This window comes from Mesorhizobium sp. M0195 (assembly GCF_040322115.1).
GTDB lineage: Bacteria > Pseudomonadota > Alphaproteobacteria > Rhizobiales > Rhizobiaceae > Mesorhizobium.
On record NZ_JAMYSV010000016.1, the window covers coordinates 53933 to 65379 of the forward strand.

The 11447-nt window shown below is 61.7% G+C and carries 14 protein-coding genes; 11 read left to right on the plus strand and 3 right to left on the minus strand.

Translation table 11 applies throughout. The features are described from left to right. The first annotated feature begins 20 nt into the window (after positions 1 to 20). The 8 genes from NKJ12_RS24810 to NKJ12_RS24845 all read left to right on the plus strand — a co-directional run bounded on the left by NKJ12_RS24810 (position 21) and on the right by NKJ12_RS24845 (position 6878). Positions 21 to 869 (plus strand): ABC transporter permease, encoded by an 849-nt coding sequence (locus NKJ12_RS24810; RefSeq protein WP_352690332.1) that lies wholly within the window; start codon positions 21 to 23, stop codon positions 867 to 869. Positions 870 to 926: 57 nt separating this feature from the next. After that, the gene (locus tag NKJ12_RS24815; RefSeq protein WP_352705660.1) at positions 927 to 1925 is read left to right on the plus strand and encodes an ABC transporter substrate-binding protein; all 999 of its coding nucleotides are present in this window, start codon (positions 927 to 929) and stop codon (positions 1923 to 1925) included. Positions 1926 to 1957: 32 nt separating this feature from the next. Next, complete coding sequence (locus tag NKJ12_RS24820; RefSeq protein ID WP_502895557.1) at positions 1958 to 2728, plus strand: ABC transporter ATP-binding protein; 771 nt, start codon at positions 1958 to 1960, stop codon at positions 2726 to 2728. A 168-nt stretch (positions 2729 to 2896) separates the two neighbouring features. Next, complete coding sequence (locus NKJ12_RS24825) at positions 2897 to 3526, plus strand: BA14K family protein (RefSeq protein ID WP_352705663.1); 630 nt, start codon at positions 2897 to 2899, stop codon at positions 3524 to 3526. Positions 3527 to 3638: 112 nt separating this feature from the next. Next, positions 3639 to 3962 (plus strand): DUF2934 domain-containing protein, encoded by a 324-nt coding sequence (locus NKJ12_RS24830; protein ID WP_352705666.1) that lies wholly within the window; start codon positions 3639 to 3641, stop codon positions 3960 to 3962. Between the two features lie 14 nt (positions 3963 to 3976). Then, entirely contained in the window at positions 3977 to 4126 is a 150-nt protein-coding gene (locus NKJ12_RS24835) for a hypothetical protein (RefSeq protein ID WP_023677295.1), read from the plus strand. 161 nt (positions 4127 to 4287) lie between these two features. Beyond that, on the plus strand, positions 4288 to 4494 hold the full coding sequence (locus NKJ12_RS32305) for a BA14K family protein (protein WP_502899839.1): 207 nt from the start codon (positions 4288 to 4290) through the stop codon (positions 4492 to 4494). 182 nt (positions 4495 to 4676) lie between these two features. Then, complete coding sequence (locus NKJ12_RS24845) at positions 4677 to 6878, plus strand: KAP family P-loop NTPase fold protein (RefSeq protein ID WP_352705668.1); 2202 nt, start codon at positions 4677 to 4679, stop codon at positions 6876 to 6878. A 56-nt stretch (positions 6879 to 6934) separates the two neighbouring features. Here NKJ12_RS24845 and NKJ12_RS24850 read toward each other — a convergent pair whose 3' ends face one another. Continuing rightward, positions 6935 to 7111 carry a hypothetical protein gene (locus tag NKJ12_RS24850; protein ID WP_352705670.1) on the minus strand — a complete coding sequence of 59 codons (177 nt, stop codon included), beginning with the start codon at positions 7109 to 7111 and terminating at the stop codon, positions 6935 to 6937. Between the two features lie 135 nt (positions 7112 to 7246). Between NKJ12_RS24850 and NKJ12_RS24855 the strand changes: the two genes are divergently transcribed. Continuing rightward, complete coding sequence (locus tag NKJ12_RS24855) at positions 7247 to 7507, plus strand: hypothetical protein (RefSeq protein WP_254819421.1); 261 nt, start codon at positions 7247 to 7249, stop codon at positions 7505 to 7507. 3 nt (positions 7508 to 7510) lie between these two features. Next, complete coding sequence (locus NKJ12_RS24860) at positions 7511 to 7771, plus strand: hypothetical protein (protein ID WP_023677293.1); 261 nt, start codon at positions 7511 to 7513, stop codon at positions 7769 to 7771. Here the strand turns inward: NKJ12_RS24860 and NKJ12_RS24865 are convergent. Both NKJ12_RS24865 and NKJ12_RS24870 read right to left on the minus strand, forming a co-directional pair. After that, on the minus strand, positions 7768 to 8472 hold the full coding sequence (locus NKJ12_RS24865; protein WP_352705672.1) for an SOS response-associated peptidase: 705 nt from the start codon (positions 8470 to 8472) through the stop codon (positions 7768 to 7770). The genes NKJ12_RS24860 and NKJ12_RS24865 overlap by 4 nt on opposite strands. 112 nt (positions 8473 to 8584) lie before the next feature. Further along, on the minus strand, positions 8585 to 8806 hold the full coding sequence (locus NKJ12_RS24870; protein WP_254819423.1) for a hypothetical protein: 222 nt from the start codon (positions 8804 to 8806) through the stop codon (positions 8585 to 8587). Between the two features lie 301 nt (positions 8807 to 9107). On the opposite strand from NKJ12_RS24870, the gene NKJ12_RS24875 reads away from it, so the two are divergent. After that, positions 9108 to 11306: a sensor domain-containing diguanylate cyclase gene (locus NKJ12_RS24875; RefSeq protein ID WP_352705674.1), complete on the plus strand. Its 2199-nt coding sequence runs from the start codon at positions 9108 to 9110 to the stop codon at positions 11304 to 11306. The last annotated feature ends 141 nt before the right edge of the window (positions 11307 to 11447 follow it).

Below are 11447 nucleotides of genomic sequence, written 5' to 3' on the forward strand. Positions count from 1 at the left end.
TCGAAGCGAGAGGCACGACGATGACCTTGCAGCACATCGGACAGGCCGCCAGCCTCGGCACGCGTGACAGCACGACAAGCCTCGGCACGGATTTCCTGCGCCTCGGCGGCCGGGCGGGAATTCGCTTCCTGTCGCGCTACGGCGTCCTCATCGCTTTCCTCGCACTGTGGCAAGTGTCGAGCAGCGCCGGCTGGGTCAACACGGCCGTGCTGCCGCCGATCGACATGATTGTCGCGGCACTTTGGAAGGGGCTGGCCGGCGGCACTCTGCTCGGCGACATCGCCATCAGCCTGCAGCGCGCCGGTCTCGCCTTCGCGGCCGCCGTGCTGGTCGCGATCCCGCTTGGCCTGTTCATGGGTCAGGTGCGCACGGTCGAAACCGCGCTCGATCCCATCCTGCAGGTTTTCCGCCAGACCTCGGCGCTGGCGCTCTATCCGGTGTTCATCCTGCTGCTTGGGCTCGGCGAAGCCTCCAAGGTGTTCGTCATCTTCTGGGCGACGCTGTTTCCGCTGCTGCTCAATACCATCGGCGGCGTCAAGCAAGTCGATCCGAAACTGCTGGAGATGGCGCGCGTCTATGGCGCCAGGCAGCTCACCGTCTTCCGCCGTGTCGTGCTGCCCGGCGCCGTACCGTCGATCTTCGTTGGGCTGAGGCTCAGCGCCACCACGGCGCTGCTGTTGTTGATCGCGTCCGAAATGATCGGCGCCAACAAGGGCATCGGCTTCCAGGTGATGAACGCGCAGTACAACTTCCAGATACCGCTGATGTTTGCGGCAATCGTCATCCTCGCCGGCCTCGGCCTGATCGCCAACCAGGCACTGGTGAGCCTGCAGCGGCGGCTCTGCCGCTGGAGCAATGCCGTCGACTGACCACCGCCTTTATCAATCTCAACCAGGCCAGAACTCAAATCAGGAAAGACCCGGACCATGAAAATCTCCCGCCGTTCCCTGCTTGCTGGCGCGCCCTTCGCCGCCGGCCTTCTCGCCGCCGGCCTGCCGCGCCTCGCCCTTGCCGAAGCGGCACCAGTGAAGTTCCGCTCCCTCGCCAGCCGTGGCAGCATCTCTCCGCATGAGCTGGCCGGCGAGCTCGGCTATTTCAAAGGCCTCGGTATCGAGGTCGAGAATGTCGGCTATTCCGGCGGCGGCCCGGAATCGTTGTTTGCGCTCGCCTCTGGCAGCGTCGATATTGGCTCGGCCGCAACCGCCGCCGTGATCAATTCGATCTCCGGCGGCAACGACTTCGTCGCCGTCTATCCGAGCAACGGCATCAACAGCAAGGTGCACAGCGTCTTCTACGTGCTGGACGACAGCCCGATCAAATCGATCGCCGACATTGCCGGCAAGACCATCGCAGTCAACACGCTCGGCGCCCATCTCGACTACACCGTGCGCGAGGCGCTGCACAGCGTCGGCCTGTCTCCGGACGCCGCCAATCTTGTCGTCGTGCCCGGACCGCAGCTCGAGCAGACCTTGCGCTCCCGCCAGGTCGACATCGCGGCGCTCGGCTACTGGCAGGCGACGTTTGCCGGGGCGCTGGTCGACAATGGCGGCGTGCGCGGCGTGTTCAACGACACCGACGTGCTGGGCGAGCTGGCCGGCGGCTTCGTCGTGCTCAGGCGCGACTTCATCGCCGCGCATCCCGACGCCGCCCGCAATTTCGTCGAGCAGTCGGCGCGCGCCTCCGACTGGTCGCTGCAGAACCCCGACGAGGCGCGCAAGGTGCTGGCAAACATCCTCGACAAGCGCGGCGAGAACGGCGAGCTGGCGCGCTACTGGACCGGCTTCGGGCTGCGCCAGGGGGCCAAGGCGACGGACCGCGACATCGACTTCTGGGTCAGCGTGCTCGAGCGCGACGGCCGCCTGCCAAAGGGTAAGCTGAAGGCAGCAGATATCCTCTACCGGCCCGGCGAAACCAAGACCAACTGAGAAGGCCAACCGGCAAGACAATCAGCTGGGAGATGAGCGCGATGAGCGGCACAAGCGGCGGTGAGGTCAGCATACGCGACCTGTCCAAATCGTTCAGCATCGGCGGGCGTTCGCTTGCCGTGCTGAGGACCCTCAATCTCGACATCCGCTCGGGTGAATGCCTGGTCATCGTCGGCGCCAGCGGATCGGGCAAGACAACGCTGCTCCGCATCCTGGCCGGACTGGAGGCGGCCGACAGCGGCGGCGTCGCCATCGACGGCAAGCCGGTGCACGGCGTCGGCGCCGAGCGCGCGGTGATTTTCCAGGAGCCGCGCCTGCTGCCCTGGCTGACAGTGCTCGGCAACGTCGCCTTCGGCCTCGAAGTGCGCGGCGTGCCGAAGGCTGAGGCCGAGGAACGGGCGCGCTTCTACATCGCGCTCGTCGGCCTCGCCGAATTCGGCGATGCGTTTCCAAGGCAGCTGTCGGGCGGCATGGCGCAGCGCGTCGGTATCGCCCGCGCCCTGACCGTGCAGCCCGAAATCCTGCTGCTTGACGAGCCGCTAGGCGCGCTCGACGCGATGACCAAGATCGGCATGCAGGAGGAACTGGCGCGCATCTGGAGCGAGGAGAACGTCACCATGGTAATGGTGACGCACGACCTCGAGGAAGCGATCTACCTCGCCGACAGGGTGCTGATCCTGCCCAAGGAGAAAGGCGGCGCGGCGCGGCTGATCGACATCGACCTGCCCCGCCCGCGCGAGCGCAGCGAAAGCCGCTTCGTACGCTACCGCGAAGAACTGCTGCGCGAATTCGGGCTGCACTGAAAGCCGCCTAAGAGGGCTTGGATTCCGCGTCCCGCGAAGCGGGGAGAGGTGTCTCGGCGAAGCCGAGACGGAGATGGGCCTTCCTTCGAGTGCCCTGCACTACGCTCTTTCCTGGAACCGGATTCCCCGCCTCGGCATTTCCTTAACCGGGAGGCAAAGGAGCGCGGCATGAAAGCTTTGTTCGCAATCTTTGGCGGCTTCGTCCTGACGCTCGCCGTATTCGCCAGCGGTCTCGCCTTCGCCACCTGGTTATTGATAGCCAAGCCGGTACCGCCGGCCGCCCCGGTCTCCAGCGTCGCCGAACTGTGGGCCAAGGATCCGCGCCCGGTAAACCCGGCCTCGCAGCGCCTCGAGCGCCTCCCGGCCCGCCCGGTTCCCGTTCGCACCTCGGAAGTTGATCGCACCTCCAAACCCGCCGACACCGCCGCAGCTTCGACACCCGACACCACCGGCTCCATCAAGCCGGCGGTGGAAGAGCAGCAGACGCTACCCGCCGCTCATGTCGAATGGTGCGCCAGCCGCTACCGCTCCTACCGGCCGGACGACAACCGCTACACCTCCTACAGCGGCCAACAGCGCCCCTGCATCTCGCCCTATCTCGACATCACCGATGACGGCAGCTACGTCGAGGCGAGCGATACATCGTCGGTGGAGGGCTACGCCCCATCGGATGAACCCGGCGACGCCGAGCTCTCATCCGATCACGTGCAATACTGCTTCAGCCGCTACCGGTCATATCGACCGGAAGACAACACCTACCAGCCATATTCCGGGGGGCCGCGCCGGCAGTGCGAGTAGCGCGGGCCGCGGTGGCTGGCGGCCGCAGTGCATGGCGCCTTGTGCGACCAACGATCACGCAGATTTCTCGGGTTGGCACGGCGTTCATCCGATACCCAAAGGAGAAATCAACATGGGCGACGACCGGGAAGACAAGATTCGTGAGCGCGCATACCAGATCTGGGAACGTGAAGGCGGGATCCATGGCGATCCCGAGCGGCATTGGCACCGGGCCGAGGCCCAGATCGACAGGGAGGCAGCCCTGCCGCTGACGGCAGGCGATGCCCTGCCGGAAACCCGCGAGGTCGCGAGCTCCGACGTCTTGACGGTGGAGGCCCTGGCGGTGCGCACCGGCATATCGGGCGAACAGGCGCAGGAGCTGATCGACAGGCTGGGCAACGACCGGGCGGCGATCGAGCAAGCCGCGCGCAACCTCAAGGGGAAGCGCCGGCCCTAGCCAGGGAGAGACAGATGATCAGAAAACTCAAAGACGGAAAATACCGCCTCTATTCGCGCAAGAAGGACGAAAAGACCGGCAAGCGCCGCAATCTCGGCACGTTCGATACCCGCGAGGCCGCCGAGAAGCACGAACGGGAGGTGCAGTACTTCAAGCGCCATTGAGGGCGGCGTGCCGTCGCTTGCCAGGCAGCCGCGCCGGAATGCCTGGCGGAACCTGAATTCCAGCCCGTAACAAGGCGTCGCGAAGCCGCTACCGCTCCTACAGGGCAAGGGACGGTCCTACAGCGGAGCGGCGCCCCTGCATCTCGCCCTATCTCGATGCGGTGCTGCCGACCGCGCAACTCCCCGCCGATGGCAGCGACTACGTCGAGGCGAACGACGCTTCGATGGAGGTCCCGCCGGATGAAACCGGCGCCGCCTGGCTTCCGCCCTACCACGTGCAATATTGCTTCAGCCACTATCGTTCCTATCGGCCGGAAGACAACAGCTACCAGCCCTATTCCGGCGGCCCGCGCAGGCAGTGCCAATAGGTGGGCGCTGAGGGCGCCTGGCGCGCGTCGGTCGGCATCTATGTGCTGCACCTTCCGGAAGTAGGCGATCTGTTACATGTGTCGTCGGAATATCGCGCGACGGGCGATAGTCTCCCAGTGAAGAATTGCTTGTACCGGCTGGTTGCAGATAGATGGTCTGCAATATTGGGGGGGTGTTCGCAGTGGCTGAGGAAAAAGGCTATAAGCTGGGCGACGATCTGCCGAAATCCAACCCTTGGCGGGATGACCGTCTAGGGTATGCTCCGTTTGCAAAGCGGATAGCGACAGTCATCATCAAAATGACAGCACCAAACGGCTACGTGATCGGCGTTCACGGCCAGTGGGGGAGTGGGAAGTCGACCGCGCTCAACTTCATCTTAGAATATTTGAAGAAACACAACGCCGAGCACGAAAATGACCAGATAACCCATATCGATTTTCGGCCTTGGATTGTGTCCGGTCATCAGGATCTGATTCTCGCTTTCTTCAAGATACTGTCGGAGAGACTAGGACCGAAAGGCACCCGTTGGACGCGGTTTCAGAATTGGATTGCCGGGTTGATTAGCGGAACAACGGATAATCTGGTGGACGCTGCGGCGACTGTGGCCTTGACTGTCGACCCGAGCGGCGGTGCAGCTTCCGGATTTGCAGGCAACTTGGCAAAGAAGTCGGTCAACGCACTATTAGGTCGGTACCTCGAAAATCCGTCTTTGCAAACGGCATATGAGGACTTGAAAAGTCAACTTGGCCGTAGCGGCAGACGCTTTGTAGTCACGATCGACGATATGGATCGGCTAGAAAACAAAGACGTGAAATCGATCATGCAGATGGTAAAAAGCATCGGCCAACTGCCCAACGTCGTTTATCTTTTGGCCTACGATCGCGATATAGTCTGGGAAGCTTTGGATCACGGGACGGATCGTGGAAGACCGCGCTTCGCGGAGAAAATCGTTCAGCAAGAAATTGAACTTCCGCGGCCCGCCAAGAACGCACTTCTTACCATCCTTGATCAGGAGATCTCCTTTCTAACCGGCACGACTGAGGACACCTCGCGCTGGCACTACATCGTCCGCGACGGGATTCGGCGGTGGATACGGTCGCCACGCGATGTGGTGAAACTCTCCAACGCTGTGAAATTCTCTTGGCAAGCGTTGGAGGGAGAAATTGACGCTCAAGACCTCCTCGCTATTGAAGGGGTGAGACTGTTTGACCAAGGCTCGTTCAACTGGATTCGAGACAGCAGAGATTTTCTCTTCACGGAAGGGCGCTTTGTTATGGCGCAAGACGACGTGAGGAAGACCGCAGTGGAGGGCCTCAAACGGCGAATCCCCGACGAAGTCCAGCCGCAGGTCCTTCGGGTGCTATCAGTGCTGTTCCCGCAGGCGGCCAAATGGTTAGAAGGTCAGCAAGCCTCTGGTGATGAAGCCTTCATAGACGTGACCAAACGACGTGGTATTGGGAGCGAAGCCGGCTATGACGCTTACTTTGGTCTTCACCCGTCTTCCGATGCAATTCCTAAGGCGGTCATCAACGATCTTATGTCGAATCTGGAAGATGCCGACGCGATCGAGACCATCATTCGAAGCTACAGCGGAAAGAGAAATAGCCGTGGCGAACTGATGATCGCCAAGCTCCTTGACGAATTGCGCGTGCAGTACCGTGCAAGCCGTCCTGCGCAGCCGACCCAAGCCCTTCTGGATGCCTTGTTTCGGATCGGTGAAGACGTCATCGGTATTGATTGGGACGGTAATATGTTTGGGCTATCGCCGCGGGCACAGCTCGGGTTTCTTATTTGGAATATGCTGGAGCAGTGGGGGGTGGAGGAGGCAGGTAGCCACCTGATTGCAGCATTCGAAAAAGCTGCCTCACCAGCATTTGCAGCCGACATATATGTCGATCGTGGCCGTGAACTAGGCGTATTTCGCTCCGACTCCGGCGAACGGCCAGTAGTCAGTCAGGAGCATTTCGAGAAGCTCGGTGCCATTCTCATCACGAAAATCCAAGCCGCGGCTCACGACGGCACTTTGGAAGCCGCACCATTCTATTTTGACCTCACTAGGGCGTGGGCGCATATCGCTGGTGCGGCGGCTCCTAAGGCGTGGCTTGCTGCTGGTATATCCGAGAGCGCCGAGTTCATGGCGAAAGCCGGCAGAGGCTTGGTCAGTTATAGCGTTGGAACGAAAGAGCGCCGATATACAATGCGAGACGCTCCTGAGCCGCAGTTCTACGATTTGTCGTTGCTCGTCGAAGCAGGGAAGAAGCACCTAAAGTCCGACCTGAGTAAGGACCAGCGAAATCTGCTGACAGAGATTGTGCGCGGGTCCGAGCAACTGCTAAAGGGCCAGTCGCCGGAAGAGACGCGAGATGAACAACATGAAGGATGACGGCGCGTCAACCGCATCGCCCAACTGGATGTCCGGGTCTCGCCACCTCTGCACCCCTACCGCGCTGCCCGCCGGCTCTCCACCGCGTCAAGTCGCTCCTGCAGATGCCCATTCAAAACAATCATCTCCTTGAGCGCCTTCACCGCATCGCCCTTATGCCGGGCGATGAACCTGTCGGCGATGGCCTGCAGCGCAGCCTCCTGGCGGCTGTCTAGTGTCACGATGTGGTCCATGGCGGTGCCTCCAGCATTCCTGTTGAAATTGAACAAAACGGGAACAAAAATGTCAAGGGCGAATTGACTCCGCGAGGAATGCCTTCCTATTTGTCAGTAGGTGGGGCGGTTGCTCACAAATCGAGGAGAGCCGCGATGGGCAGACGAAAAAGCCGGTTCGACAGGTTGTCGGCGAGGGATGCGGAGGCGATCATCAGGGACGCTTTGAGCCTGCGCCGGACGGTGCTGTCGTCGCAGCTGCATCTGAAGGCGCATGGCGAGCTGTTCTGGCAGCTTTGCGGGCTTGTCGAGAAATTGCACGAGGTGCTGGCCAGCGTAGCGGAGAAGGAGCCCGATTATCGGATGGCGGAGCTTGGCCTGCTTCCCCTCCCCGAGGATTACTCGACCCGGAAATGAGCCATGGCCGGGCCGATGGACAGCGTTGGGCGTGCCGCCAAGGCCAACATGCTGCTTATCGTGGAGTGCGGCCACTGCTACCACGTCGGGCGCTTCAGGGCGAATGACGTGGCCCAGGTGGTGGGCTGGAACAAACCGCTGGAAGCGATCAGGTTCAGGTGCAAGCGATGCAGCCGCAAGGACACGACGGTGAAGACGCAGTTCATCGACCAGGATCATCCGCCCAAGGGCTACATCTGGGTGCTGCAGAAATTCAAGCGCTAAAACAATGAGCCTTGCGCCGGCGCCTGCTGCGGAAACTTGATCTGCGTCGCCGGCTTGTCGACGATCACCAGCGCGTCATCGGGCGCCGTGCGCTGCAGGTGTCTTGCCTCCGACCATGGCGCGCTGAGCCAAGCCTCGGTTTCTTCCGGCGTGGTCAGGATCACCGGCATTGCCTTGTCGTGGATCGGCGCGATCAGCGCGTTGGGCCTGGTCGTCATGAAGCCATAGACCTGGTGCTCGGCGGGGCCGTCCTTGACCTTGCGAATGCCCTGCCAGCGCGTCCACAGGCCGGCAAAGAAGAACAGCGGGCGGTCCTCGCCGAGTGCAAACCAGAAGTTGCGCTGAATGCCGGTCTCGGGGTCCTTGTCGCCGGGCGTCGGGCTGGGCTCGGCGAAGCTGGTGACGGGCACCACGCAGCGGTTCGCGATGCCGAGATATTGCTGCCAGTGGCCGTATTGCGGATTGCGGATATTGGTGGTGCCGTAGTCGGCCTTGCCCTTGACCCGCTCCAGTGGCGTCGGCATGCCCCACAGCAGATTGGCTAATTCGCGTTCGCCGTCCGGCGCATTGCGCACCACCGGGCCTGGCTGGTTGGGATAGATGTCGATGGAGGGTTCGAGATTGCCGAGTATATCGCGCAAGGCGCGGGTCCACTGGCGAATGGCCTCCTGGCTGGTCGTGATATTGTAAAGATTGCACATTTCAGGCCGTTCCCGGATGCTCAGGCATCTTGTTGGAAACGGCCCGGAATTTCCAGCGCTGTCCGTCGGGTTGCTGACACGGCAGGCCGTGTCAGCAATGGTTTTGTGAGACCTACCGCGCCGATTGTCTCATAGCTTGTGCGGCGACTGCCGCGAGAAAAGCCCTGGCCGCGGCATCGCAGGCCGCTCGGGACGGACCCTTGGCGAAAAGGAGAAGCTCGGCGGCTCGCATGTTGAGCCCGTGCTTTCTCGCGAATGTGACCAGATCGTAGGGTTTGTTGTCGTAAGGCTCGTCGTCGTCGTAGTCGATCGTCAGATCGTAGTTTTCTTTCATTTTCTTCCTCCCTTTAGCGATCTCCCCCCTCCTGTCGCTAACGCAAAATTAACGTCGATGGCGTCGGGCGAGTCCACCAATCAGAGATTGTGTAAGAAACGTACCGGGGCTGTGCGAGGTCAGATGTGCAGCCTCGCACCGGGTCCGGTGGGCAAGCGCCGCGTACCGACCCGATCGAAACCCGGCCTTCGGGCAGGCTAATTGTTAGGACGTTGATAAGCATTTGGTAATAAAAGGCGGGAAATGAAATGCTGGCTTGATCGGGCATCTATGATGCTGTCGTTCTCAGTGGGCCTGTGACGTGCGCATCAAAAGCCAGATCCTTCTCAGTATGATGGCCGCCGCGGCTTTGATCGGGGTGGTCGGCGGCGTTGCGATTTTTACGCAGATGGCGGCGATCAGGGCGTTGGGATTGACCGAAGCGACCAATGTCGCGCGCGAACTGGCCAACACGATCGTGTTCAGGTCATCCGATGGGGCGCCGTCGCTGTTCGACCGACCCGACGCGCTCCGGGAGTTTTTGGAGCATCAGCACCATGGTTCGCGCAGGGATTTCCTGATCGTCGATCGCAACAAGGTCCTTCTGGCCCACGCTTCCGACGAGGACCACAAGGTCGGCGACAAGTTCGATCACGACGCCGGCGATGAAGTCGGCCAGACTCTGAAAGATGGCATCTCCCGCAGGTTTGAGGATGCTCATGAGGCCAACGACATGCTGGTCGTTCCGATCGAACATCCCGAGGACACGATCATCGGTGCCGTGCTCCTGGAATACGACCCGTTGCTAGGCGATGCCGAACGGCGCACCAGCAACATGCTTTGGTTGGTTGGCCTCAGCGCGACAGCCGCCATGCTGGTTGCGGCGGGATTCGCCGCTGTACTGCTGCGTCGTTTCGGTACCGGCCTTTCTGGCATGATGGGAGGCATGGAATCGCTGGCCAAAGGCAATGCCATGACGCGTGTAAGCTACACCGGCAAAGATGAGTTCGGGCAGCTGGCGCACGGCTTCAACATGATGGCCGCCGAGCTGGAATCGGCGCGGGCCCACATCGAGGATATCGTCGAGACGGCGGCTGAAGGCATTGCCGTCCTCGACGGTGATGGCCGGATTGCCAGCGTCAATCCCGCGGCGGTCTCGATGATCGGGCGGCGCGCCAACAAGATCGTCGGCCAGGAGTGGCGCTCGGTCATGACGATACGTGATCCGAAAGGCGACGAATTCGCCGCCGGGACGTCTCCCATCGAGCTGGCCTTGACCTCGGGCCGCCAACACCAGGGCGAAGTGCGCTTGACCAAATTGGACGGCTCGCATTTGCCGGTGATCGCGAGTTGCAGTCCGCTCAGCAAGTCGGACGGAAGCCTCGTCCTCACGCTCAACGACATCAGCGAACTGCGCCGCGCGGAGAGCGTTGTGAACGAGCGTGCCAATCAGCTGGCGGGGCTGAACCGCGAATTGCACGAGAAGTCGGAAACAACGTCCCGTCTGGTGAAGCTGGGGGAGCTGCTGCAGGCCTGCGTTACGTTTCCTGAAGCGTTTTCAGTGGTCGGCACCGCCATGGCCGAGTTCCTCGGCGGCTTAAGCGGAACCGTCCACCTGACCAGCGCCTCGCGTAACCTGGTGGAAGAGGTAGCGCATTGGGGCGCCGTCCGGTCGAGCGCTGGCCAATTTGCGCCGGAAGACTGCTGGGCGTTGCGGCGCGGCCAGGAGCATGTCGCCGGCCCGGGCATGTTGTCGCCGCGTTGCGCCCATATCACCGAGAATGGCGGCAAGGGTTACGTCTGCATGCCGCTGGCGGCGCAAGGCGAAACACTGGGCATCTTGCATTTGTGTGAACCGAATGCGGCGGACAAACCGCAATGGCTCGCTGAAAGGCAGCAGATCCTGCGCGGCGTCGTCGACACGCTGGCATTGGCGCTGGCCAATCTGCGCCTGCGCGAGACGCTGCGGCAGCAATCGATCCGCGATCCGAATACCGGTCTGTTCAACAGGCGTTATCTCGAGGAGACCAGCAGCCGTGAACTGCGCCGAATGGAGCGCTCGGGTCAGCCATTGGTCGTCATGATGCTTGACGTCGATCATTTCAAACAGTTCAACGATACGTTCGGCCACGAGGCCGGTGACCTGGTGTTGAAGCAAGTTGCCGCCACCTTGATCGAGCATGCCAGGGATAGCGATGTCGTATCGCGCTATGGCGGCGAGGAATTCGCCCTTGTGATGCCGGGGTGCTCGCTTGAAGAGGGTGCTGAGCGGGCGGAGGCGCTGCGCCAGGCAATCAGACAGCTTCACCTGGCGCATCGAGGCAGGACGCTGGGCACTGTTACCGTTTCGTTCGGGGTGGCCGCTTACCCCGACCACGGAGCGGGCTGGGCCGAACTCACAAATGCCGCGGATCATGCGCTCTACGAGGCCAAGGGTGAGGGTCGCGATCGGGTCGTGGTTGCGCGCAACAGCGCCCCCGGCGAGCGACAAATCCAGTTGGTAACGGCTCCCAAAAAATAGCCGGACGCCATCTTGCCGCTGATTGCCAAGCGACGTTCGCAGGAAGGCCAAGCCCGCCTCGTTGGGTTCGGCTAAAGAATAAATCCGGCTAATAGCACCGTAAGGAGCAGTGACAGCGGAACGGCTGCAAGACACCAGATC